The sequence below is a fragment of the Planctomycetia bacterium genome, assembly GCA_016795155.1.
Classification (GTDB): Bacteria; Planctomycetota; Planctomycetia; order Gemmatales; family HRBIN36; genus JAEUIE01.
In genome coordinates, this window is record JAEUIE010000053.1 from 40,802 (window position 1) to 66,103 (window position 25,302).

General features: G+C 52.2%; 19 protein-coding genes. 10 read left to right on the forward strand and 9 right to left on the reverse strand.

Going from position 1 to position 25,302, the window contains the following annotated elements:
* The first annotated feature begins 23 nt into the window (after positions 1–23).
* The 5 genes from JNJ77_17890 to JNJ77_17910 are packed head-to-tail and all read left to right on the forward strand — an operon-like array spanning position 24 to position 7,344.
* On the forward strand, positions 24–1,280 hold the full coding sequence (locus tag JNJ77_17890; GenBank protein MBL8824464.1) for an NPCBM/NEW2 domain-containing protein: 1,257 nt from the start codon (positions 24–26) through the stop codon (positions 1,278–1,280).
* 9 nt (positions 1,281–1,289) lie between these two features.
* Positions 1,290–3,056 carry a trypsin-like peptidase domain-containing protein gene (locus tag JNJ77_17895; protein MBL8824465.1) on the forward strand — a complete coding sequence of 589 codons (1,767 nt, stop codon included), beginning with the start codon at positions 1,290–1,292 and terminating at the stop codon, positions 3,054–3,056.
* Entirely contained in the window at positions 3,053–4,135 is a 1,083-nt protein-coding gene (locus tag JNJ77_17900) for a trypsin-like peptidase domain-containing protein (GenBank protein ID MBL8824466.1), read from the forward strand. Before JNJ77_17895 ends, JNJ77_17900 begins: the two co-directional genes overlap by 4 nt.
* Positions 4,136–4,138: 3 nt before the next feature.
* Positions 4,139–5,281 (forward strand): DUF1624 domain-containing protein, encoded by a 1,143-nt coding sequence (locus JNJ77_17905; protein ID MBL8824467.1) that lies wholly within the window; start codon positions 4,139–4,141, stop codon positions 5,279–5,281.
* An 11-nt stretch (positions 5,282–5,292) separates the two neighbouring features.
* Entirely contained in the window at positions 5,293–7,344 is a 2,052-nt protein-coding gene (locus JNJ77_17910; protein MBL8824468.1) for a PDZ domain-containing protein, read from the forward strand.
* On the opposite strand, the gene JNJ77_17915 is transcribed toward JNJ77_17910, so the two are convergent.
* The gene (locus JNJ77_17915; GenBank protein ID MBL8824469.1) at positions 7,341–8,081 is read right to left on the reverse strand and encodes a zinc metallopeptidase; all 741 of its coding nucleotides are present in this window, start codon (positions 8,079–8,081) and stop codon (positions 7,341–7,343) included. The genes JNJ77_17910 and JNJ77_17915 overlap by 4 nt on opposite strands.
* A 168-nt stretch (positions 8,082–8,249) precedes the next feature.
* On the opposite strand from JNJ77_17915, the gene JNJ77_17920 reads away from it, so the two are divergent.
* The 3 genes from JNJ77_17920 to yidD all read left to right on the forward strand — a co-directional run bounded on the left by JNJ77_17920 (position 8,250) and on the right by yidD (position 11,340).
* Positions 8,250–9,869: a HEAT repeat domain-containing protein gene (locus JNJ77_17920; GenBank protein ID MBL8824470.1), complete on the forward strand. Its 1,620-nt coding sequence runs from the start codon at positions 8,250–8,252 to the stop codon at positions 9,867–9,869.
* An 80-nt stretch (positions 9,870–9,949) separates the two neighbouring features.
* Positions 9,950–10,876: a peptidylprolyl isomerase gene (locus JNJ77_17925; GenBank protein MBL8824471.1), complete on the forward strand. Its 927-nt coding sequence runs from the start codon at positions 9,950–9,952 to the stop codon at positions 10,874–10,876.
* A gap of 236 nt (positions 10,877–11,112) precedes the next feature.
* Positions 11,113–11,340: a membrane protein insertion efficiency factor YidD gene (gene yidD / locus JNJ77_17930; GenBank protein MBL8824472.1), complete on the forward strand. Its 228-nt coding sequence runs from the start codon at positions 11,113–11,115 to the stop codon at positions 11,338–11,340.
* 10 nt (positions 11,341–11,350) lie between these two features.
* Here the strand turns inward: yidD and JNJ77_17935 are convergent, their stop codons facing one another.
* From JNJ77_17935 to JNJ77_17950, 4 genes are all read right to left on the reverse strand, one after another.
* Positions 11,351–12,865, reverse strand: a complete 1,515-nt coding sequence (locus tag JNJ77_17935) for a right-handed parallel beta-helix repeat-containing protein (protein ID MBL8824473.1) — start codon at positions 12,863–12,865, stop codon at positions 11,351–11,353.
* A gap of 207 nt (positions 12,866–13,072) precedes the next feature.
* Positions 13,073–14,272, reverse strand: a complete 1,200-nt coding sequence (locus JNJ77_17940) for a DEAD/DEAH box helicase (GenBank protein ID MBL8824474.1) — start codon at positions 14,270–14,272, stop codon at positions 13,073–13,075.
* A gap of 199 nt (positions 14,273–14,471) precedes the next feature.
* Positions 14,472–15,803: a coproporphyrinogen III oxidase family protein gene (locus JNJ77_17945; protein MBL8824475.1), complete on the reverse strand. Its 1,332-nt coding sequence runs from the start codon at positions 15,801–15,803 to the stop codon at positions 14,472–14,474.
* Positions 15,804–15,815: 12 nt separating this feature from the next.
* Positions 15,816–16,937, reverse strand: coding sequence for a PQQ-binding-like beta-propeller repeat protein (locus JNJ77_17950; GenBank protein MBL8824476.1), 1,122 nt, complete (start codon positions 16,935–16,937; stop codon positions 15,816–15,818).
* Positions 16,938–17,045: 108 nt separating this feature from the next.
* On the opposite strand from JNJ77_17950, the gene hisD reads away from it, so the two are divergent.
* Positions 17,046–18,416, forward strand: coding sequence for a histidinol dehydrogenase (gene hisD / locus JNJ77_17955; protein ID MBL8824477.1), 1,371 nt, complete (start codon positions 17,046–17,048; stop codon positions 18,414–18,416).
* Here the strand turns inward: hisD and JNJ77_17960 are convergent.
* The 4 genes from JNJ77_17960 to JNJ77_17975 form a co-directional block, all read right to left on the reverse strand.
* Positions 18,406–19,695: an FGGY-family carbohydrate kinase gene (locus JNJ77_17960; protein ID MBL8824478.1), complete on the reverse strand. Its 1,290-nt coding sequence runs from the start codon at positions 19,693–19,695 to the stop codon at positions 18,406–18,408. The two genes, hisD and JNJ77_17960, sit on opposite strands and share 11 nt — an antisense overlap.
* A gap of 94 nt (positions 19,696–19,789) precedes the next feature.
* On the reverse strand, positions 19,790–20,545 hold the full coding sequence (locus JNJ77_17965) for a YkgJ family cysteine cluster protein (GenBank protein ID MBL8824479.1): 756 nt from the start codon (positions 20,543–20,545) through the stop codon (positions 19,790–19,792).
* 57 nt (positions 20,546–20,602) lie between these two features.
* Positions 20,603–21,982 (reverse strand): amino acid permease, encoded by a 1,380-nt coding sequence (locus JNJ77_17970; protein MBL8824480.1) that lies wholly within the window; start codon positions 21,980–21,982, stop codon positions 20,603–20,605.
* A 30-nt stretch (positions 21,983–22,012) separates the two neighbouring features.
* Positions 22,013–22,729 (reverse strand): class I SAM-dependent methyltransferase, encoded by a 717-nt coding sequence (locus JNJ77_17975; GenBank protein ID MBL8824481.1) that lies wholly within the window; start codon positions 22,727–22,729, stop codon positions 22,013–22,015.
* A gap of 411 nt (positions 22,730–23,140) precedes the next feature.
* Here JNJ77_17975 and JNJ77_17980 point away from each other — a divergent pair, with 411 nt between their 5' ends.
* Entirely contained in the window at positions 23,141–25,228 is a 2,088-nt protein-coding gene (locus JNJ77_17980) for an ABC transporter permease subunit (GenBank protein ID MBL8824482.1), read from the forward strand.
* Positions 25,229–25,302: the final 74 nt, after the last annotated feature.

Below are 25,302 nucleotides of genomic sequence, written 5' to 3' on the forward strand. Positions count from 1 at the left end.
GAATCAACTCTTGTCTGAGGGGCATGGCCAACCGTGCCCCTAGTCTGTTGGCGGAGTCAACGGTAGTGAATACATCCCGATTTCGACTTCTTCTACTCGTCTGTTGTGTTCTCACCGGCCTATTCTCATCATTGCAAGCCGGGGAAATCAGAACCATTGATGGCGCAAATCATGTCGGCGAAATTACCTCGCTCGACTCCTCGGAGGTCAAACTCCGCAGCGGCGAAGGCGACAAGATCACCTCCTTCCCGCTGAAAGAGGTTATTTCCATCGACTGGAACAATGCAGCACGCAACGTGACTCGTGTTCCCTATCTCAAAGTAAAACTCATTGACGGCACGCTGATCTATTGCCTCACGCTTGAGATGAAAGCCAAGCAGATTGAACTGCTGCTCATCAACGGCCATCGTTGGACAGTGACATTCGATCAAGTTCATGTCATTGTGTGTGATGCACAGGATACCGCATCGCTGGCTGCTTTTGAAGCTCTCGAAGCAGAACGTCCCAGGGAAGATGTTATTCGTGTTCAAAGCCGTGAAGGCAACAACATAGAGCCATACCAGGGCCTGATACAGGAAGCCAATGCCCAGGGAACCCGGCTGGTTTTCAAAGCTGTAGGCCTCGATCAGGCATCCAATATTGATGTAGCCCGCCTGCGAGGACTCTATTTTCACCGCTCGAGTGTTGGTGTTGGCCCCCAGGCCATTGCCCGCATTTACGATACATTTGGCAATTGCTTTACCGCAACCGCTTGGCAGTGGGGCAAATCAGATTGCACTCTCACCACGCAACTCGGCAAACAACTGGTGTTACCCAATTCCACTATTACCAAGATGGATTTGACTCCCGGCAAGCTGGTCTATCTCTCCGATCTGGAGCCGCTGAAAGTCGAAGAGTCGCCTATTCTGGCTGACCTCTTTCGTTACCGCAAAGATAAGAACCTGGAAGGCGGACCGCTCAGCGTAGGCAGGCGGGTCTATGAAAAAGGCCTGGCTCTCCATTCCCGCACCATTCTTGAATACGATATCAAAGGCTACTCCTCTTTCCGCTGCACGCTAGGACTCGATGATGCCATGGCAGGTTCGGCTCATGCACTGGTACGCATCGAAGGCGATGATAAGGTGCTGCTCTCTACCAACATTAACAGCCGCGAAAACAAACCGCAGCAGGTCAACGTCGATATCAAGGGGTTGCAGAAACTGCGAATCGTGGTCGATTATGGCGAAGATCTCGATCTGGGAGATCACATCAACCTCGCCGATGCCAGGCTCATCAAGTAAGGAATCAACATGTTTACAGGGCGATGGATGTTACTGCTCCTGGCTTGGTTGATCCTGCTCAATGGTTTAAAAGCACAGGAAAAGACCTCTCTGCAGGCAGCAGAGCAGAAACGTATCGCTGCGATTGATAAAGTACGTCCGGCAGTCGTGGCGGTCTTTGGTCCGGGTGGAGGCGGTGGTGGTTCAGGTGTTGTCATCCATCCCGATGGTTACTGCCTGACAAATTTTCATGTCACCCAACCCTGCGGAAACTTTCTCTATGGCGGCCTGGCCGATGGCACGCTTTACGATGCGGTGATTGTTTCCATTGATCCTGTCGGCGATGTGGCCATGATTAAACTCATTCCCAAGGAGCCGGGTAAACCGTTCCCTTTCGCCCCGATGGGAAATTCTGACAAGGTGCAGATTGGCGACTGGTCCATCGCGATGGGCAATCCCTTTCTCCTTGCTACCGATTTCACACCGACAGTTACCTTCGGCATCATCTCTGGCACGCATCGCTACCAGGGACCAGCCGGCATTATCCTGGAATACACTGATTGTCTGCAGACTGAGGCCTCCATCAATCCCGGCAATTCCGGTGGGCCCCTCTTCAATCTCGATGGTGAAGTCATTGGCATCAACGGTCGCGGTTCGTTTGAGAAACGTGGCCGGGTGAACTCTGGTGCAGGGTATGCCATTTCCATTAACCAGATCAAGAATTTCATGGGGCACCTGCGGGGCGGACTGAATGTCGATCATGCAACGCTCGGCGCTTTGGTGAAAACGGAAGATGATGGCCGAACGCGGGTAACGAAAGTTCTGGAAACGACAGATGCTTATCGGCGAGGTTTACGAGAAGATGATGAACTGATTGCTTTTGCAGGCCGCTCGATCGGCAGTGTCAACCAGTTCAAAAACGTTTTGGGCATCTACCCCAAAGGCTGGCGGTTGCCCATGACTTATGTACACCAGAGTGTGGAAAAGGATGCCACCAGTATTCGCCGGGAAATCTTGGTCCGGCTTGCCGGCGTGCAGGCTCGCGAAATTGTCGGTGAAGGTAAACGCCGCGATCGCGAACAGCCTGCAAGGCCCCCCGCTGCTCAGGCGCCCAGCACCCATGCAGGCCGTAAACTCTACAAGAAAAAAGAAGGTTTCACCAATTACTACTTCAATGAACTCGAACGGGATCGTGTGCTTGCAGCATTCGCGAAAACTGGCAAGTTTGATGCATTGACCGGCACTTGGTCGTTCCAGGGTGAAGTAGAAAGGCCACTCAAAAGTGAAGTCCTCCTCACCATCGATGACAAGCAGGTCTCTGTGAAAATCGATAACAAGGAATCGATTATTGAACCACTCAAAGCGGGTGAATCGCCTGAAAACCTGGCATCACCGGCGGGCAGCGGTGGCTTGGCGATGACGCTCTATCACTGGCGGCGGTTTCTCATTCAGGGAAAAACCGGTTTCGATGCTGCGTTCTTTTATGCCGGCACCGAACCCTATTACCCGCTCGGTGAACCGGCCAACTACACGCTGGCTGATGTGATCCAGACTGAATATGCAGCAACCGTCTGCAAATGGTACTTTAATCCCGCAGATGGCATGCTGCTCGGTTGCGAATGCTGGCTGCTGCCTGATACCGATCCCTGTGAACTCACGTTTCTGGATTACGCCAAGACTGGTGACAACCTGCTGCCAACCCGCCTGCTGATTCGCCATGCAGATAGGGAGTTTGGTTTATACAAATTGACAAAGGCCAGCCTGACACCAGGGCCAGCGAGGGAGGAAAAGAAATGAGATTCTCCCGTTCTATTGCACTGCTGGTTTGCTGGTGCTTCACTGGCTTCGCATTCGCCGACGATACCTTTGCCGGCATTGCCAGAGAAGTGAATCAGAAGATGGTCAAGATTTACGGGGCAGGTGGCTATCGTGGCGTGAATGCCTACTGCACCGGCGTAGTAATCTCGCCCGATGGATACATCCTGACGGTCTATTCCCCCACCCTCGATACGCAGAATCTGCGCGTGCATCTGTACGATGGCACGCGTCATACCGCTGAACTGGTCGCGGCAGAACCACAACTCGATGTTGCCCTACTTCGCATCAAGGAACGGGAGTCATTCAAGGAACAGCCTTTACCTCACTATGACCTCTCCAAGCCCGCGCCACTGGCTCAGCCGGGCGATTGGGTGCTGGCGTTCTCGAACCAGTTTGAAGTAGCGGTGCGCGATGAACCGGTTTCCGTGCTACGGGGTGTCGTTGCCGCGGTCGTTCCTTTTGCTGGCAGACGAGGCATCACAGAAGCGAATTATAAAGGCATGGCTTACATCGTCGATGCCATCACCAACAACCCCGGCGCCAACGGCGGCCTGCTCACTACCAGGCAGGGCGAACCACTCGGATTGATTGGCAAGGAACTGAAAAACACGCTTACCGAAACCTGGGTCAACTATGCCATGCCACTCGCTCCCCTGGCCGATTTCGCCCAGAAAGCCATGAAAGGGCAATACAAACGCCAGGTTCGCAATGAAGATACAGTAATCGAAGATAAGAAAGCCTATCATGGCATCACCCTCATCACAGATGTGCTCGACCGTACGCCGCCTTACATTGAAGACATCATTCCCGGTTCGCCTGCTGCCCAGGCTGGTCTTCGCATCAACGATCTGATCATCTTTGTTCGAGCTCCCCGGGCTGATGTTCCGGAAGAACTCGAAGAACGCCTGATCTCCAGTTGTAAGACCTTTAAGGAAGTCATGGCGCCAATATCGCCCGGCACCAGAATCGGGCTGGTCGTGCGCCGTGATGGACAACTCGTTACGTTTGAATTGACACTGGGTAAACCACTGCAACCTGTTACTCCTGCCAAGAAATAATTGATGAATAGATACCTTTCCATTGATGTGCTGCGTGGCGTCATCATGATCATCATGGCGCTTGATCACGTCATCGGCGCTATCGCAGTTCATCCTGCTCCTGAAATCTCGCTGCCAGGCAGTTTCTACTTCAAAGGCTACACCAGCGACGCTCAGCAATGGAGCAGACTGCTGACACATTTGTGTGCACCCGGCTTTCAGCTTCTGGCAGGCATGGGCCTGGCCATTTCAGTGGTTCGAGCAACGAAGGCCGGAACCAGTCAGGGGAAAATAACTCTCGATCTTCTGATACGGGGTGTCGTACTCATTCTTGCCGATTTCATCATCATGTATCCGATTTTTAAAGTCACCATCTTTTTCATGGTGCTTGCCTGCATCGGTTCCTGCACACTATGTTTCCTCGTGCTGCGCTGGCTACCACGCGACCTCATTGGCATTGTGGGTCTCGCCATCATTTTCCTGGCGCCGGTCTACGGCCCAACAGCTTTTACACAGCTTACTGGCGAAAGATACCTGCTTGATATCTGGACTAAGGTTGGATTTGGTAAGGGTAGTTTAGGCATTTTCTATCCCATCCTGCCCTGGCTTGGCATCTTTGCCGTGGGCTGGTGGATGGGACTCAAACTGTTCGAACAACCTGCTGAAGCTTCCGTTACACGTTCTGCCCGCATGTTTACTTACACAGGGCTGGCTTGCGTCATTCTTGGTATGGTTCTGCGTATGTCAGGCTGGACCTATGCCGAAGCTTTGCCACTCAATGGCGCTGATAACATGCAGCCTGCATTCTGGCAGTTTACCAAGTATCCGCCATCTATTGTCTTCATGACCTTGACCGTTGGAATACTGCTGATGTTGCTGGGACTGTTCCGCTGGCTGCTTGACGGTCCAGACAAGACTATTCCACTCTGGGCCAATGTGGTGGCAGTGTATGGCAGAACGGCTTTCTTCTATTTCATTGCACACTTCTACCTGATCGGTGTCATTGCTCTCTTCCTGGGACAGGAAGGTGTGACTAACCCCGATTTAAAACTCTCCTTCGGCATGGCGTACTTTATCTGGATTGTCGTGCTCTTCATTATGTTCCCGCTCTGTTACTTCTACGATCGTCTACGCCAGCGTTATCGCAAGGTTCTCCGTTATTTTTAGCGAGTATGGATATGTCTGCATGGATTTGCCTGACACTCTGTTTGCTGCAGCCACCCGCAGGCGATGTGCATGCTGAACTGGAAGCTGCAACCCGGAAAGCACTCTCCCAGATCGCTCCTACCGTAGTGCAGGTACGTACCGTAGGTGGAGCTGAATTCATCGGCAAGCGAGAAGGCACGGTGCAGCGCGGCACCGGTCCCACCACTGGTACCATTGTCAGTGCCGACGGTTACATTCTTTCCAGTTCCTTTAATTTCGCCAACAAGCCTGCTGCCATCACGGTCATGATTCCCGGCAGAAAGGATCCATTGGCAGCCAAAGTGATTGCCGAAGACCAGACACGTATGCTGACACTGCTCAAGGTTGAAGCCACAGGATTGCCTGTTCCCGCAGTTGCTCCACAGAAAGAACTGAAAATCGGCCAATGGGCCATGGCCGTCGGACGAACCTGGAGCGATTCACAAAACACCATGCCCAGCGCCAGCGTCGGCATCATCAGCGCTCTTGACCGCGTCTGGGGCAAGGCGCTGCAGACTGATGCCAAGGTATCACCCGTCAATTACGGCGGACCGCTAGTTGATCTGCAGGGGCGTGTCATCGGCATCCTGGTGCCTCTTGCTCCACGAGGCGAATCAGAAACTGCCGGAGTGGAATGGTACGATTCAGGCATCGGTTTTGCCGTGCCTTTCGATGATGTGCAAGCCGTGTTGCCCAAACTGAAGCAGGGCAAAACACTGCAAAAGGGCCGCATGGGCGTCATCATGAAAAACGAAGACCCCATCATGACCGAAAGTGAAATCACCAGCGTGACCCTTGAATCGCCCGCGAGCAAGCTCGGCATCAAGCCAGGCGATAAGATTGTGAGTGTCGATGGCAAGCCGATCAAGAACCAGGCTCAGTTCCTGCACGCCATGGGGCCGAAGTACGAAGGCGATACCATTTCACTGAAAATCAAACGAGGTGAGGAGATACTCTCTTTTGAATCAGTGACCCTGGCTGGCCAGCCTGCCAGCCATGTGCATGCATATCTCGGCATTCTGCCGGTGCGTGATGACAATGAAAACGGTGTACTGGTAAGGTATGTCTATCCTGAATCGCCCGCCGCGAAAGCCGGCATTGAACCAGGCGACCGCATCATGCGCATGGATAACGTTCCCATCAGCGATCGTAACTTGCTCCTGGCCCTGATGAACCGCATGCTTCCAGGCATGCAGACAAAACTGGTGGTGAAGAAGCCCAAAGAATCAAAAACGCTCACAGTGGCTTTGGCATCTCTCGATGATGCATTGCCAGTGGGCGAACTGCCAGTAGGCACCGCAAAAAAAGCATTGGAACAACGAAAACCATTGCCTGGCGAGTCACCTGCGCCAGGCAAAGCTCCGAGCAAACGGCCAGCCGAGAAAGCCCCTCCCTCAAAAACCGTACCTGCAGCGAAACCGAAAACCGGCTACTACGAAGTGAACGACACCACCAGTGGCCGCTCCAGTTGGTATTACGTTCCGGAAGATTACGATCCCAATATCTCGTACGGGGTGGTGCTCTGGCTGCATCCAGCGGGCGACGCCATGATGGAAGGTATGCTTTCCGTCTGGAAGCCGATCTGCAACCAGCATCATCTGATACTCATGGCGCCACGCGCCGAAAACCAGCAGGGCTGGATGACCAGCGAATCTGATCAAATTCAATCGGAACTACGTGCACTGCTGAATCAGTACACGATAGACAGACAGCGCATCGTCGCGCATGGCCTGCGGCAGGGTGCTCAGTTTGCCCTCTATATGGGCTTTGATGCCCGGGAAATGATCCGTGGCGTGGCTTCCGTAGGAGGCAGCCTCGCTCAGCCTCCCAAGGAAAATGTTGATCAGCAAAGGCTCAGCTTCTTCCTGGTGGCAGGCGAACGGGATCCGCAGATCGAAGCTATCCGGGCGGTGCCGGGGAAACTGAAAGAGAATCGTTACCCGGTCAATTACTTCGAATTAACCGGGCAGGGGAACGGCTATATCACCGATGTGAATGTCTTCGAGCAGTTGATCCACTGGATCATTGGTCTCGATCGCCTTTAACTCTTCTTGCGTGTTCGTCCCACTTTCGGAATCCGTTTCGTCTTCATTTTGGGATTCATTGCTCGGACTACGAAATACGCAACTTGAGCTAGCGAAGTCAGTGTGGCAGCTACATACGTCATGGCCGCTGCCTCCAATACTTTGCCCATCACCTTGTCTTCATCTTCCCCGACGAGTCCAGCGAGGATCAGGTTCTCCCGGCCACGGCGTGTGGCATTGAATTCCACAGGCAGGTTGAGCAGTTGAAACAACACCGTAATGGAAAACGCAGCGATGCCTGCAATCAGTATCCATTTGCCCAGCACCTGCTCACTGGCACTAAGCCCCAGCCCCGCCAGGATCATTGCAATACCTGTGGTAGAACCGAAACCCGCGAGCGGGACAATGAGGTTGCGAATACCGAGAAACGGATAGTTCATACCATCCTGAATCGCATGCCCTGCTTCATGGCAGGCAACTCCCAGTGCAGCGAGCGATTTGCCTTCATACACTTCCGACGATAAACGCAGTACCTTGCCTCGTGGATCATAATGATCCGACAACTTACCTTCCACTTCCTCCACAGTCGCTATAACACCTGCCTGCTTGAGCACCCGTTCCGCTGCTTCAGCACCAGTCAAACCGCAACGGGCCATCACTTTCTGGCCTTCAGCGAAATTCGTTTTCACCCGCCAGGCAGCCCATGCTGAAAGTAAGAGTGCAGGCGCCAGGAAATAAAGGTACTGCAGATCATTCATTTCGAAACCTCAACGGTATTCTCCTGTCAGCGCAGTTTAGCCAGTTTACAAATTCCGGGGAAAAATCGAAACATCAGACCGCCGAACGCCCCCGTTTCACTACAGCCGTTCAAGTTTGCGTAGCTTTACAGCCGATAAGAAAGTGGGATACTCTCGGGAGGTGGTAGCATGAAGTCGTATCGTCAAACCAGCGCCTACTGGTTGTCGTGTTTCATGCTGTGCTTCACATCTATCGGTCTGGCTCAGACGACCTCGCTGGGTACGGTAAGTTTTCCATTGAATAAGCCGAAGGCTCCGGTGGAGTCCGTCACTGACTGGTCCAAAACAGTCATTCATACTGCCAACACCGCCTGGGCTGAAACCAATGCAGCGCAGCGCGAAAAGCTGCTCAATGCCTGGGCCGAAGCAACACCTTCCCAGATGGCTTACCTCACACGAGTGCTGCAGCAGAATCAGCCAGCTGAAACCGCTCAAACCATTCAGACATTGAAAGAACTCTTTGGCATCATTCGCCGCATCACCTGGCAACCAGCCGATGTGCCTGCCATGCAACGCGTGGTAGCTGCCTGGGTAGTAGTCGTACCGCCATTAGTGAAACGAATTCCTTCAACCGAGCTTTCCTCCCACCAGCGACGCAATCTGGAACAGGTCCTGCTCGATCTTGCATTACTAAGCCGTGAAGGCCCGTTGGCTTCACCCGTAGCCCGACAAACCTGGCAAGCTGAAGTCAAGACTCTCGCAACCATGCTTCAGCATTCCAAACATTCTGTGCGACTGGTCGCCTTGAGTGTGCTCGAAGCTCTGGGCAGCGATGCTGCAGATGCAAAGGAACAGGTAACCAAGGCACTCAACGATAGTGATTGCTTTGTTCGCTGGGTTGCTGTACGAACCGTGCAGGCTCTGGGGCTGACAGAATCCGCTCGCCAGCAATTAACCAAGCTGGAAAACGATTCCGATTCACAGGTCCGTCAGGCAGTGTTGGCAGCTTTGCAGAAACCTGTTACTGGCAATGATGCAGCAATGGAACTCAAGAGTGTTCCAACCTCAACAAAAACTGAAGTGGTTCAGCAGTCCGTGGTAACATCGGTGCCTGCGAAACCAGCAGAAAGCTTGACGAATGTTGAGACACCGAAGCCTGCACTGACCATCAGGGAAGAGACCAAACTGGAGATTCCCAAGATGGAAGTTCCAGCCAGAATCGAAGTCCCGGCAAAGCTGGAAATACCCAAGGTCGAAGTCCCTGCGGTTGAATCCAGACCAATGCCTAAGCCAGCCATGAAAGTCGAAACATCGTCACCAGCGAAACCCGCGCCGTTGACTGCGCTTCCGGTCCAAAGGCAAATCCCGGTCAGAAAACCAGTAGCTAAAGAACTACCTGCAACCAGTTCGCCAATGTTTGGCCCGGCTCCAACTCCTGTATCACAAACATCAACCCGGCCTACAGTTCAGCAGACCGCTGCCGTGGCTCCTGTCAACTCTCCTGCTCCGGTAAAGCCTGCACCGACATCGCTCTGGCTCTCCAGGCTGCGACAAGGTTCGGTGGAGCAGCAGGTAAACGCTGTCATGGAACTAGGTAAACTGGGTGCATCTGCCAGCGATGCCATTCCAGTGCTGTCTGAATTCCTGCTGCGAGGCGATGTCGCTGTCCGCCGTGAAATCCCACTGGCTCTGGCCAAAATGGGCAAACCTGCCCGCATGGCAACAGCCGTTCTCGAACGGGCCTTGCAGGATCAGGATACCGATGTCAAAGTCAACGCCGCACGTGCGTTACTGGAACTTTCCGAATAGCAAAACTGCTCTCGCCAATTTCGAAAAGACCTGCTATCTGGCAGGCGTGAATTGGCTTTGGTTCGTGTCTGGAGTCGGTCATGCGTATAGTTGTGTTACATGGCATGGTGTTGGCTGTTCTGTCGCTGTTCGCCAGCCAGGTTCAAGCTCAATTGTTCAAAGCCAAACCTATTGCAGTGGTCAATGGCCAGGCGATTGATCGTGATGAATGGGAAGCAGCAGTAAAGCGTTTGCCGCCTCCACCGCCCAATATCAGTGCCGAGGCGAAAAAAGGCGCTGCCATGCAGGTGCTGGCACTGATGATTGATGATGTTCTGCTTCGACAGTATCTCAACAAACAGGTTCCACCACCCAGCGCCGCCGATATTCAGCAGAAATTGACACAACTCGAAACAGCACTGCGTGCCAACAAGAAAACACTGGCTGATTACTACCGCGAAACAGGGCTCAACGACGAAAAACTCCGCTCCGGCATTTCCGCAGAAACTCAGTGGCAGCTGTTCCTGTCCAAACGCATTTCCCACGATGACCTCAAAAAATACTATGAAGACAACAAGGACATGTTCGACGGAGCCAGGATTCGCGTCTCACACATTGTTTATACGATCCCGCCCGGCAATGCTCAGGCTGAAGCTGCAGGCAAGCAGGCAATGGAAAACGTGAGACTGAATCTTCTCAAAGGCGCTGACTTTGCAGGCTTGGCTAAACAGTATTCACACGACAAGACCAGCGCTGAACGGGGCGGAGATCTCGGCTGGTTCCCACCACGCAAGGCTGATCCCGATCAGTTCATCCGAACTGCATCCAGCATGAAGAAAGGCGAAGTCAGCGGACTGGTGCGTACCGATTATGGCTTGCACATCATTCAGGTAGCAGATTTCCAGCCTGGCAAAACCAGCACTTACGATGAAGTCAAGGAATCAGTCAGAGATGTGTATGCCGATGAGTTGAAGGTAGCCATCATCCTGCAGCAACGCCGCGACGCCAAGATCGAAATCAATGACTGACAGTTTGTAGTCATCACTCTCCGAGTGATGACCCGGCGGTGAACGTCAATCGCGGTTGGTCAAAATGCCAAGCGAAGCCCTGATGTTTGTCAGGGCTACTTCATTCTCGGTAATCGTTTCTTAGACTACAAGGTGCCCACGCATGTGAAGTCATGCTGATGGGTGCCACGGTTTGCGTGTACCTGCGCTCACCGTGCCAATTCACCGCATTGTTAATTTTTGCGGGCTAACTGAGCATGCGCTGGCTGTCGAACGGGCTATCATTCCTGCTGATTCTTTTAGTACGAGCCTACCAACTCGTACTCAGTCCGATCTTTGGCGGCCAGTGTCGCTTTTACCCCAGTTGCAGCCGGTACATGATCATGGCTATTCAGAAGCACGGCCCGATTCGTGGCACCGGCAAAGGCCTCTGGCGACTCTGCAAATGCCATCCCTGGCACCCCGGCGGATTTGATTATCCGTGAGATAATTCAGTTAACTTTCACTGACACTCGCAAATAGTGCATCTACTGATTGCTGGGATGTCCTTCTATCATCTTTTAATTTCATCAGTGCAGTCATGATTTCAGCACTGGACCATTTGCCGAGTGTACCCTGTTTGGCCTGCAATTGTCTGGCTTGCTGTAATTGCCTGTTCAGCGTCGAAGCAAATTCAAGGCGATTCCGGGAAGTTTGATTGTCACCGCTCGATAACATCATGGCGGATCCACCCCCACCAAGGTTCGCAGGCTGCTTCAGTTTCCGCTTGGAATAGCCTTCAAAAGCGCCAATATCTACACCTGCTCCACTGGGGCGACTTGCTCCGACAATATCGCTCGGCGGTGCAAAGCTCAAGATGCCACTGTCCTTTGCCACACTGGTTAGAGACAGCCGGTAATCGTTAATACCGACATTGAGGAACAATGCCCCGGGCGTCGAAAGGAACGAGTGCGTATCCTGACCAGTATTGGATTGCCAGGCGCTTTGCGTAATCACCGTGCTTCCACCATTAATGGAAAACCGGTTCATCGTAACATTGTAATCGCTGGTGAAACCCAGCAGGCTGTCAGCGGAAATGGTAATCGATCCACGGAAACTGTGTGCACTATAGAAGATGTTGTTCCGCAGCGTGTTGCCGGTGCTTCCATTGGAAATGTTCATCGCCCAGCGGCCATCGGATGCCACCAGCACCGTATTGTTCACCACCAGGTTGTTGGTAGAGGGTGCTCCACCATCAATGCGATACAGCGAAATGCCGCTGGCATGCGTGTTGTAAATCAGGTTGTTACGAATGACAGAATTAACCAGGCCATCGCCATTGATGCCTGAACCTCCACCCACGCCATTGTTGTAGATGACATTATTTTCAATCAGCGCATCCATGATCAGTCCATTGCCACCGCCGATGACTGCATCGCCATTGAGGTGTATTCCATTGGCATTGTTATTGAAGATGAGGTTGTTGCGAATGGTCGGCCGCACACTGCTGTTGCTGACATAAATTCCATGTTCAACGAGTGAACCACTGGTCTGGTTGTTTTCAATCAGCAAGTCATCACTGTAGCCGGTGAGTATGCCCCAGGTATTGTTGTTATGTGCAACATTATTGCGGATAATGACATGATTGTTGAGAACGCTGCGGATGCCCGTGCGCGGCTGATTGATAACCGTGAACCCTTCGATGGTGATGTAATCAGCGCCTTCCAGGTTGATACCATCGGGAGTCGTGGCATTGCGTGTTACGACGCGAACTCCCGGCTCAGCACTGAAAGTGATCCGCTGGCTGGCGGTGCCATCACGAGTTAAGTGAAAACCGACATAATCACCAGCCCGCACAATGACGGTATCTCCCGCCTGTACCACATTGGCAGCATGCTGCAGTGTCAACCAGGGTGTTGAAGAACTGCCATTGTTCCCGTTATTTCCCGTGGGAGCAACGTAATACACCGCTGGCATGTCGCGGGCTTCAAGCACTTCCAGGTTGAGTAAGGTTGTTCGGCGAGGCTTCATAGAACCATTCCTGAAAGAACATATTTCATCGACACAAAATGATGTCGATGCAGAATAATCTGTTGAAAGTGTGGACAGTTGATTCAGAAACGAATCGCAGACGGGGCGATTACAGAATAGGCTGAAAACTAGGCTTAGTCAAATAAGTTTGTAGCCATCAATCTCCGAGTGATGACCCGGCGATGAGCGTCTAGTGCAATGCTATATTCACTGTGCCGCCCGGCGTTGTTCCCTCGGACGTACCGCTTCAAAGCCGGGTATGAAATCTTCCTCCACGAGCGTGTTCATCAGCATCTCAATGGAAGTAAGCTGCTTTCCTTCACCGGGCACAATAAAGGCGATGGCAACTCCATCTTTCCCCATACGGCCTGTTCGGCCAATGCGATGCACATAGCTCTCCGGGTCTTCCGGCAAATCATAGTTGATGATGTGCGAGATGCCTGTCACATCAATACCCCTGCTGACAACATCGGTTGCCACCAGCACACGGATTTCACCGGTCCGAAAGCGACCCATGATGTTCTTGCGAAGCCCCTGTGCTAAATCACCATGCAACACACCCAGCCGGTTCTTCAGGTTGCTCTTGGAAAGCATTCGAAAGAGCTTGTCCGCTCCCCGCTTGGTGGCAGTGAAGATGATGCACTGCTTGGGTTGTTCACGCACCAGAACATGTTTTAGCAAAGTAAACTTGCGATCTTCATCGACGGTGAAGAATGTCTGCCTGATTTTATCAACGGTCAATTTCTCAGCGCTGACATCCACGGTATGAGGCTGATCCATGTATCGCAGTGCCAGCCGCATGACACTGTCGGGCAGCGTGGCCGAAAGCAACAGTGTTTGGCGATCGCTGGGAGTATTGCGGAGAATGCGTTCGATATCAGGCCGGAAGCCGATGTCGAGCATGCGGTCTGCTTCATCCAGCACCACGAAACGAATGTTACCAAGCTGCAGACTGCCTCGCCGCTGCAGATCGATAATGCGACCCGGCGTGCCAATCACCAGTTGTGCCCCTTCCTGCAGGCCGCGAATCTGGCGATCAAACCGTTCGCCTCCCATAATGGCAACGGTCGGTATGCCGAGTGGCTTACAGAACCTGACTGCTTCTTCCGCAATCTGTTGCGTCAGTTCGCGGGTGGGTGAAAGGATGATGACTTGCGGGCCGGGCAGCTTGGGATCCAGATTTTGAATGATGGGCAGCAGAAACGCACAGGTTTTGCCGGTGCCCGTCTGAGCTTTGCCAATGATGTCCTTGCCGGTGAGCGCAGCGGGGATGAACCGAGCCTGGATGGGGCTGGGCACTTTGTATCCCACATGCTCAATGACTTGTAACAATGCGGGACGAAGAGGTAAATCAGCAAACTGCTTGATCTCAACCGCAGGCGAAGAATTTTCAGACACTACGAACATAAAATGAACAACTCAATACGACAAAGTTCAAATGATTATTTCAGTATACAACGTAACCGCGTTTCCCCCAATGCCAGCTTGTACTCATCTCGCTCTGCGAGATGACACGGCGATGAGCGGCTATCAGAACAGAAACCAAAAAGGCACGCGAAAGCCGTGCCACTGCTTCACGTACTCGTTAAGCAGTGCTGTTCCCGAGCTACGTATACCGCACCCCCCGGTGCTTCGGCAAAAAGAACGCAGGCAGCTGCTTGTCAATCTGCAAATATCCCTGACTAGTCAGGGCCAGGGTGCCGTTGCGTTGCTGCAAGAAACCCTGCTGGCTGAGTTCTGTGATGGGTTCCTTGAAGCGATCCATGATGTTGACGCCAAATTTCTGTTCGAAGTATTGCCTCTCCACGTGGCCTGTCTTCAACTGCAGCACCAGTTCACGGATCAGCGCCTCATCGGGATTCAATTTGAACGCACGGGAGAAAGGCAACTTGCCTGATTCCAGTGCTGAAAGATAAGTATCCCAAGCATCCAGGTTCTGCACATGCAGGCCACCCAGATGCCCGAAGCTGGCGACACCGGTGCCTAAGAGATCTGCCCCATGCCAGAGTGCATCGCGATACACAAACGACACACCCGCATTCCGCTTGACCATCGTGTAGGCCGACGATTGATCGTAGCCATGCTGTTTCAGTTCATCGACAGCATACTGCATCCAGGCTCGCTTGGTGGGCCAGTCGGCAAAGTCGGGCACGCCTTCCGCATCAGGCTTGTGCATCTCCTTGGAGAAAACAGTGTTATAGGGCAACTCCATCTGGTAGATCGTGACGCTTTCGGGCGACAGATCGATGACTTTGCTGATGCAGTCCTTCCAGTTGTCCCACGTTTCACCCACCATGCCTGCAATCAGATCGATGTTGATCTGGTTGAATCCCAGGTCTTTGCACCAGCCATAAGCTTTGTAGATTTCAGGCGAACGGTGAGCCCGCCCATTGATTTCGAGGATGCGATCCTGAAAGTTTTCAATACCCAAGCTCAGGCGGGTAACGCCGAGATGTCTGAGTGCTTCTAGCTTGGGCAGTTGCAACGTGCCCGGTTCGCATTCAAAGGTGACCTCTTCCGGCTTGCTCCAGTTCATGCGGGATTTGATGCCTTCAAATAACTCGGTCAACTGCCGGGCACTCAAGTACGAAGGCGTGCCACCGCCAAAATATATGTAGTTCAGTGGACGTTGGCCGATATATTTCGTGGCTGCATAGAGTTCGAGTTCCTTCATTAAGCCGGTAACGTACGCTTCCACATCACGGGCATTCTTATCGGTATACACGCGGAAGTAGCAGAACTTACATCGCTTGCGGCAGAACGGAATGTGCAGGTACAAACCGAGCGGCGTTTCCGGTTTTGCTTCCTGAGCCAGCAATTGATGCACATCAGGCAGGTAATCGGGCTTCCAGTAAGAAAACGGCGGGTAGTTCGCAATGAAGTAATTGCCTAGCCCAGTCGATTCCTGATTGCCGGCTTCCACCGTTGGCAGGTTCATAGTTCTCTCCTGTTACTTGCTGCCAAAACAATAGACGGCGCCATCATTGTTGCCGACGATGAGCTTGCCTTGTCCGTACGCACACGATGCGGTAACCGATGCGCCGAGAGCATGCTGCCAGAGTTTATTGCCAGTCTTGAGATCAAGACAGTAAAGATTGCCATCGCCCGAGGGACAGTATATTCGCTGGCCTATGATTATCGGAGAGCAATCAACCCGGCCACGCGTTTGAAATACCCAGGCACCTTTACCATCCTTCATATGAATGGCGTGAATCTTACGGTCACGTCCACCCACCACCACCAAGCCTTCAGCTAGTGCCGCTGAGGAATAAAAGGAAGCAGTACGCGGTGGTTCATATTCCCAAACCACTTCTCCCTTTTTCCAGTCGATGCACAGGAAGCTACGTTCCATGTTGCCTACATAAATATTCTGCCCTTCGATAGCTGCCGATGCACCCGATGGCCCACCCATCGGCACCTTGTGCACATTGGTGCCGTCACTGATTTTGACAACGTGCAATGCCCCATCGCAACCCGCAACAAAAGTCATGCCATCGACAATGCCCGGCGAACCATTGATCGGGCCATCGATCTTGTACTTCCATTTCATCTCGCCGGTTTTCAGGTCAAGGCAGTAGAGATGCTCATCGTTGGAGCCGATCAGCACTTTGCCATCGCCGGTGATGTTCGCGGAAGAAACTATTTCGCCTTGCGTGGTGAAAGTCCATTTCTTGTCACCAGTCTTGGCATCCAGGGCATGAACGATACCTTCCCCATCGCCAATAACAACGATGTCATTCATGACTGCTGCAGAGGCCTTGAGTGTTACCGCTTTGGTGAAATATTTCCACTTCGTGCTGCCATCTTTCATGGACAGCGCCAGCAGATGTCCATCAATGGTGCCCAGGTAAGCAGTGTCACCAACGATGGCTGCGGTAGAATCCACTCCTTCGGGCACATTGATTTTCCAGAGCAGTTCTGGCTTTTCAGGCAATGTACCCTTGGCGAGGTAACCTGTTTGGTTGATATCGCCACGGAAAAACGGCCAGTTCTCGGCAGCAGGCTCATTCCAGGGCATCAGCAGTAAAGCAATCACAGTCAGCATCTTGATTACTCCGGTATCACTGTTCATTCTCTGAATTATCCACGTGGCTGGCAAATGATTACAGTTACTTAGGCAGCATCAACTGGCATTCAGGCATCTATACCCATAATACTACCTGCATACCATGAATCTGAAATGAGTATCATGCCCCTGGCGATTAGACAGATTGATTGTTCCCGCGACAATGCTGCTGTATTCCTGCAGTTGATTCGTGATCAGCTTTCCCCCGATGGGGAAATTGTTCCTGCGAGCGGGCAGGCACTGACGAAACAGGTCTTTGGTGAAGCTTTGTCCCCCAGCCGTAGTGTCGAACGGATCTGTCAGGCTATTCGACAACAGGGTTTTGCCTCGGCTCAACACTTCTCCAAGGCATTCGACCGATTTGATCTGACGGAATCCAATCTGAGCGTGGCAGCCAGTGAACTGGAAGCAGCTCATCGCAAGGCAAGTCCAGAGTTCCTGAAAGCGGTCAGGCAGATTCGGCAGAATGTGCTCACCTTCCAACTGGGCATACTCAACCGCGATGCCCGCCTGGAACCCAAGCCGGGTACCGAAATCACCTTGCGATATAGGCCGTTGCGTCGCATTGGTGTCTGTGTGCCCGGTGGTGCTGCTGCCTACCCTTCCACCTTACTGATGAGTGTGATACCGGCCCAAGCCGCTGGAGTTACTGAGATCATCGTCGTCGCACCACCCACCAGCTTTGGTGCAAACAATACCAACGTGCTGGCGGTGTGCCACGAACTTGGGGTGAAGGAAGTTTACCGTCTCGGTGGCGCCCAGGCGGTTGCTTCGATGGCATATGGCTTGGGACAACTCTTACCCGCTGTCGATATGATAGTTGGCCCAGGCAACCTCTTTGTCGCACTGGCTAAGAAGTATGTGTATGGCCACGTAGGCATTGACAGCATTGCCGGGCCGAGTGAAGTGGTGGTACTGGCCGATGATTCTGCTGATCCTTCTCTGGTAGCACTCGATCTGATTGCCCAAGCCGAGCATTCTCCCGGCGCCAGCCTGCTCATCACCTGGTCAAGTTCACTGGCTGACCAGGTGAAAACGAAACTGGAATATCATCTCAATTCATTGTCCCGCAGTGAATTGATCAATGAATCACTGGAACGGTTCGGCGCCATCATTGTTGCCCGTGATGAAGATGAAGCCATCACGCTGACCAATTCCATTGCACCAGAACATCTGCACATTCAGACCAGACAATGCGATGAACATGCAGATCGTATTACCAATGCGGGTGCCATTTTTCTGGGCCCGCACACTCCTGTAGCAGTGGGTGATTATGCTGCCGGGCCATCGCATGTACTACCCACCGGAGGTACCGCCCGTTTTGCTCACGGCCTCAACGCGAATGATTTCCTGAAACCGATGAGTATTGTCAAACTCGATCAAACCGGTTTGGATCAGATGGCAGACTCGATAGAAACCATAGCAGCCATCGAAGGTCTTACCGGTCATGCGAAAAGCGTGAGTGATCGACGGATCAGGAACTAAACAATTTCGCAATACCGAGCAGCGATGCCTGCTCCAGTTCGATTACCTCAACCTGCTGATATTCAGGCAACAGTTTCCTCACTACACTGGCCCCACCGCCACTGAGAAACACTCTTCTTGGTGGCTGTTGCCGTTCTAGATAACTCCACGCCTGCCGATGCCCGGCTTTCATCGCCTGCAATACTGCCGCCAGCAGATCCATGCGATTCGTACTTAATGTCAATCCGTTCAGACAGGCTTTCTTTTCTTCGATCTCCATGCGGTCGCCGCCGAGAAACGATGGGTTCAGCGACACACTGGTATTTCGATGCAGTGCCTCATCCATCACCGAGCGATAGAAATCTGGTTCAGGAACATCGGCAAAACATAGCTGATGAATCCAGTCAAGTGCCACTCCACCAACGGGATTATGCGTCACATGAATGTAACTTTCCCCCACGCCCAGGTGTCTGGTCAATCGATGAGGCGAAGGCTGAGGCGTATCGGTCAAGATGGCGAGCACCTGCGTCGTGCCCACGAGGTGAAGCAGATCACCCCGTTCCATGCCGCTGGCCAGGATAGCGCTGCTGGTGTCAGCCAACCCCAGCTTCACCGGAATGCCGGCAGGTAGCGACCATGCGACCGCCCATTCTTCGCGCAATCCACCCAGCGTGGTGTTACCAGGCAGAATGGCAGGAAGCCAGCCTGGCCTCACACCTAACTGCTCACCCCAGACAGGCGACCATGTGAGGTCGGTCCATTCACAGAGTCCCGTGAAGCAGGCGTTGCCGGGATCAAAGGCAGTATTACCTGTCAGCTTCAATCCCAGCCAACTGTTCAGATGCAGATAACGGCGAACCAGGCTGACCAGTTCCGGGTGAGCATCGGCCCAGTGTTTGAAAAACACCGCACTGATCCCGCCAGGCAGCGGTCGATTGCCGGTATCCCGCAGAATCTCGGTGCCCCAGCGGCTATCCAGCATCTTGGCTGTAGCCCGCGCTCGCCGGTCAAGATGGGTGACAAACGGCAACACAGGTTGATCCCGCTGATCGAGCAACACCAGGCATGGGGTCAGACAGGAAATGCCAATTCCTTCCACCTGTTGTCCATTAACCGCATGATGCACTGCCTGGGAAATGGCTGTCCAAAGCTCATCAGGAAGAATGGCAGCGGTATCTGCATCGGGCTGATGCAGGGCATACTGAGACTTGGCAACCGGGCCAACGGGCTGTCCCGAAGCCTGATCCAGCACAGCAGCCTTCACCGAAGACGTTCCAATATCGATGGCGAGTACGTTCATGCTTCCACCATGCCCATGTCCGCTTTCGGGGTCAAGGTGAGTTCTGCCTGTAGTCACCTGATTGCTTTTGTGACAATCATGAAGATAAATAATTTTACTGACGTGTTTCTGAAGTGTGGTTCTTCAGCTGTTGAAGTACTTCCTGAAACCACTCCGGCCCAGGCCGTGTGGGCGATTGATCTGTATGTTTCTCCGAAAAGTCGAGTGCTGATATCAAAGGCAGCCAGGGTACCGGGCGGGAATGCGACAACTGTTTAACAACGGATGAAACATGTGCCGGGATCGTGATACAGTGCACCGTCTCGCGGGTAGGGTTGGCACAATGTTCAGGAGAAGAGACTACCAGATACTCGCGACAGGCTAACGGCCGATCCTGATGGATGGAACAGGATTCCTCCTCCAGAAACGGGCAGGGCACACCAGTATGGAAATACTTCAATCCTAACGCAATTGCCTCTTCCTTGTTGGTGGCACTCGGGGTCTCCACCTTCTCCAACACTCCCGCCTCGATTAACTTTTCTCTGCCATCTGAGAAGCGTTTTTTGATCTCAGTACGTCTCGGTTCTGGCATGGCCTCTACCAGGGCCTGTAGTTGATATGCCTCTGGTTCGGCAATCGGCACCAGTTGCCTGCAGCAGGCTCCACACCCTTTTTTGCAGGAGATCTTTTCTCCAGTTGCTTCTATCTGTTCGACCCCTTCCTGAACAATCATGTTGGTTAACTGCTGAAACAGCGGCAACATGGAAACGCAACGCACCGGCTTGGTAGTCATAGTGACTTCAAGGTTGATCTTGGCGTTGCCCAGCCTGAGCACGCCTTTGCCGGTAACTGATTGCGGTTCGGAAGACATGATTCATCCACCCTGGTGAACCGTTTTACGATAACACGAATTGATTCTGGGGTCGAGCTATTGTCCGAGCTTTGCAGGTTTGGCAGAGGCGTTGATGAAGCCAATCAAGGTGCCTGCCAGAATAGTCCCGAGTGAAAGCAGTGTAGGCCAGCGTTTTCCTTCGGTGAGCAATGCCTGCACAATCGTCCAACTGGTCAACAACAGATAAAAGAGTGGAGGCAGGGGATACCACGGCATACGGTATGCGTCAGTGTCTTTCAACTTGCGACGAAGCGGGAAAATGCTGGCCACCGTCATCCCAGATAACGCAGCCAGCCCCACAGTTGTATAGTCGAGCAATTGCAGGAAAGTTCCCGACCAGAGAAAGGCGATGGCTAATAATCCCTGTAGCAATGTCGCTGCGACAGGGACCTGAGTGCGAGAGTGCAATTCCCCCATGCTCCGAAAGAAAAGTCCATCCTGGGCCATGGCAAACATGACACGAGGCCCGGCCAGCAGATAGGCACTGACAGAGGCAATAAGTGATATTCCGAGTATGACGGAAAGAGGTGTAGCAATCTGATCGCCAAACGCCTGGGAAGCTGCTAGCTCGGCGACTCTGGCTACCTGATCCATCGGTGCAGTTTTCATCATCACCGGATCAAGTGCATAGATGAACATCGCATTGAGTAACAGGTAAAGCATGATAACCGCCAGGCAGCCGCTGATCAGTGCGCGAGGCAGCAGCCGCCGTGGATTGGGTACCTCACCCGCCAGGTAACTGGCTCCGTTCCAGCCTGAATAGGCGTAGCCAATGTAAATAAGCCCAACTCCCAGTGCTGGCCATTGCTCTGCCGAAGGCATTCCACCCTGTGCAAAATGTTCCCAATTGCCTCTACCGGCGAACAGGCCTATGGAAGCTAATCCCACCAGAATGATGAGCTTGATCAGCGTTGAAATGATCTGGGCTCGGGTGCTTTGCCGATGTCCGAAACAATGATTGACAGTCAGCAACGAAATCAGCAGGCTGGCAGCCAGTGCATGTCGATGCGTCATCAGCCAGGCTGGCCAGTGTTGCACCCACTGCTCAGGAATACCTGCCATCACATAGTTAGCGGCTGTAGTGGATACCACTGCTGTTGGTGCCGCAAAGCCAAGAACAAAAGTAGACCAGCCACACACGAATCCTGCACCCCGACCATAGGCTTGTCGAACATAAAGATAGTCGCCACCGGCACGAGAAAGCATGGTCGCCAGTTCTGCAACCGTGAGTGCTCCAGCTAGTGCCATCAACCCGCCGATGCCCCAGAGCACCAATAATGCCTGGGGATTGCCTGTCGCCTGCAGGGTGAAGCCGGAGGTTGTGAGAATGCCTGCCCCCACCATGCAGGAAACCACAACAAAATGAGCTGACCAGAAACCAAACTGTCGCACGGGTTGGAGGGGCGATTGAGACATCGGCATCTCTGAAAAGATCGTAGTAACAGGTTACTTGCCTGATGCCTTCTCTTTGTTCTTTTCAAACACGATGAAATAATTCTCTTTGAAGATGTTCTTATGCTCGCCGTTTTTGGTGAAGCCAACCTGCGTAATTTCCTTTTCGACCAGATCCTGACCTGCCCGCACATGGTTGAGTACCCACTCTCGGCTCTGACCAGGGATGCGAATGAAATCAATGATGATCAGCTTTCCACCAGGCTTCATCGCAGCATGGATTTCCTTCATGATCTTGTAAGGGAACTCAAAGTGATGGTAAGTATCACAGATGAAAACCACATCAACACTGTTGGGTGCCAGCTCTGGCGAAGCATCTTTACCCAGAATGGTTTTGATGTTTTTGAAACCCAGCTTGTCGGCTGTTTCCCTGATGTAGTCCAGAAACTTCTGGGAAATATCAACAGCATAGACCTTGCCTTGCTCACCCACCGCTTGTGCAAACAGCCTGGTGTACAATCCGGTGCCTGCACCAATATCAGCAACCGCTTGACCCGGCTTCAGATCGCAAGCCTTCAGGACAGCATTGCGTTTATCGAAGATTTCCCGGCTTTCGCCTTCGAACCGTTCAACAAACTCCTTGACATTCGGATTGCGAAATGTGTCATTGATCCCCGGCTTGACGCTCTGTTCCTGAGCATTCAAATGGGCAAATCCAAAACCAGAAAGCACCAGACAGATGGAAAAACGAACAAGCATTGAAAGCTCCATGGAACAAAACTGCGTCTCACAGAGGCTTGTTATACTTGATGAATCGGATACGAGTATCAGCTTTCGTTGTATGAACCGGAATTCAAAAGACACTTTGAGTCTCAGATGGTCTCAACAAAGTTGTGTGGTTCAGAATTCCAATTCTGAAAGAGATCAACCAAAGCAGTGTGACTTGTACGGAAACCCCATGAAAACAGGCGCGCGCACGAGGTGCTGCAGGAGGCCGATTTCCGAAGTGGTTCAGAATTCCAATTCTGAAGAAGATGAACCAATGCAGTGGGATTTGAACGAAAACCCCACGAAACCAGACGCGCGCACGAGGCGCTGCAGGAGGCCGATTGGGTACTTTTCACTTTCCTGTTTGACACCAAACTGAAAAACTATCACTATGGGCTTTAAAAGAGGAACCATATGCTGGGGCCGGTGTTTACTGCTGATCTGCGAAGCCACTCGCGCCGGCCCAGAGTTATTCTGCTGCGAATAACTTTTCTCATCCTGCTCCTCAGCCTGTTCATGCTCTGTTATGCCAGCTTGCCGATGTATTTCGGCAAGAAGCAGGCGACAATCCTTTCCGACTATGCCAGCCGGTTTGTCAATTTGTACATGATCGGGCAGTTCATTTTTCTACTTATCATTGGTCCTGCTTATGTGGCAGGCGCTATCGCGGAAGAGAAACAGCGAGGTACGCTCGATTACCTATTTGCATCAAACCTGACCAATTACGAGATTGTTATTGGAAAATACTTTTCCAGGCTCGCGCTGCTGTTTCAGTTTGTTTTGGCTGGTCTGCCTGTACTAGCGTTAGTGCATCTGATTGGCGGCGTGTCATTGGAATTGATGCTCGGCATGTTGATGGGAACAACAGGCTGCCTGGCATCGCTGACTGCATTAACTCTGTTGATATCGGTCTATTCTAAAAACAGTCGGCAAGCATTGATCCTCACAGCTTTGGTGGCCTTAATCTTGGGTTGCGTGTGGTATCTGTTATTATTGCTTCGCAATTCGACACTGCTCTATTCCTGGTTCGACAGCCAGCTAGCACCTGTGTTGCATAAGCTTGTAACACATACATTGCTTCTGAATCCAATCTATGTCAGTCTACTGTTACGAGATGAACTGAGTAAATCTGGTTCCATCGAGGGCTTACCCATCCAGTGGTATGGCGTCTGCATGCTGGAGCACCTGGTACTGTCGGCGTTGTTGTTGCTGATTGCCATTTTCACGCTTCGCAGGCGATACCACCAACAGGTGGAGAAGGCCGTATCGCGCAACAGGCTGGTGCGAGCCTATCACAAACCGCCAGTATGGGATGAATATCCACTGTACTGGAAGGAACGATATGTATCAGGCAGCGCCTGGAGATGGTCAGCCTGGCTGCTCTGGTGGAAACATTTATCCACGCCGGTGAAACTCTTGATATTGACGGGAATTATCTCGCTCGTGTGGATACTGGGTATAGCATGTCTACATGTTTTTGTAGTTGCAAGGGGGAACTGGTTATATGGAACACCAGTCTTTGTCATCTGTCTTATCCACTTCAGCCTGCTGATTGTTGGATATCTGGCTGCTATCTTGCGAACGGCTTCCAGTGTTGCAGTGGAAAAAGATCGTGACACCTGGGATTCACTGTTGGCCAGTCCCGTCAGCATCCAGGATATATTGCTTTCCCGAATCTATGCCGGTTGGCTAAGTGCACGCTGGTATTTTGTCAGCAGCATGATCATATTAATTGGATTCTATATTCTTTCACCCAACCCACGAAGTGCCTATTCTTCGTTTGCTGAGCAATATGGAAGGTCGTATTTGCCATTAATTAGCTACATCGTTTCCAATGCTGGTTTTCTGGGTTTCACCATAGTTCTTTCAGCTTTCTTCTCGCTCAGCAGTAATTCATCCATCCGTAACGTGCTCAGTGCACTGACGGTTATGATCATGTTGAATCTTTTACCATTGATCGCAAATACATTCTTTGGCAGAAGCAACTCGGTTGAAAACCTGGTTGCCATCCTGATGTTCCTGACCGATCCGCGAAGCATACCCGTGATTGTGGGTCTGGGACTGCTGGCTATTTTCTGTGTTATTGCCTATTACAAAATGCCCCGACTACGCTGGCTTTACGATGCGGTGAAGTGGATGGGGAACATGATGGCACTCAATGCCGTACTGCTCCTGTTGATGAGCGGATTTACCTTTGCCTTTGGCGGCTATATTTCCTTTGAACGCATGGTATTGTTCATTGCACCTTTGATGCTCGATTGGGCTGTGTTAACAGAATTTCTGTTGTCTCCTGGTGGATATCGTTTCGGCTATGACTCAAACAGTCAGTCAGTAGCATTGTTTCAATTCAGCAGCGGTGTGCTATTTGTCCTGGTAGGGCTATTGCTGTACTGGATAAGTATCTGGCGACTGCAACTGAAATCGGAACGGATTGACCATTCCCGTTTGGCCATGCGACACGTGAGGAATGCAGGCAAGCAGTTATCAAACGTCAAAAAATAAACGACGGCAAGAGTTTCCTCATTGCCGTCGCTTGTGATCCCATCCCTGGGATAATTTCGTCCCTGGTGGTCCGA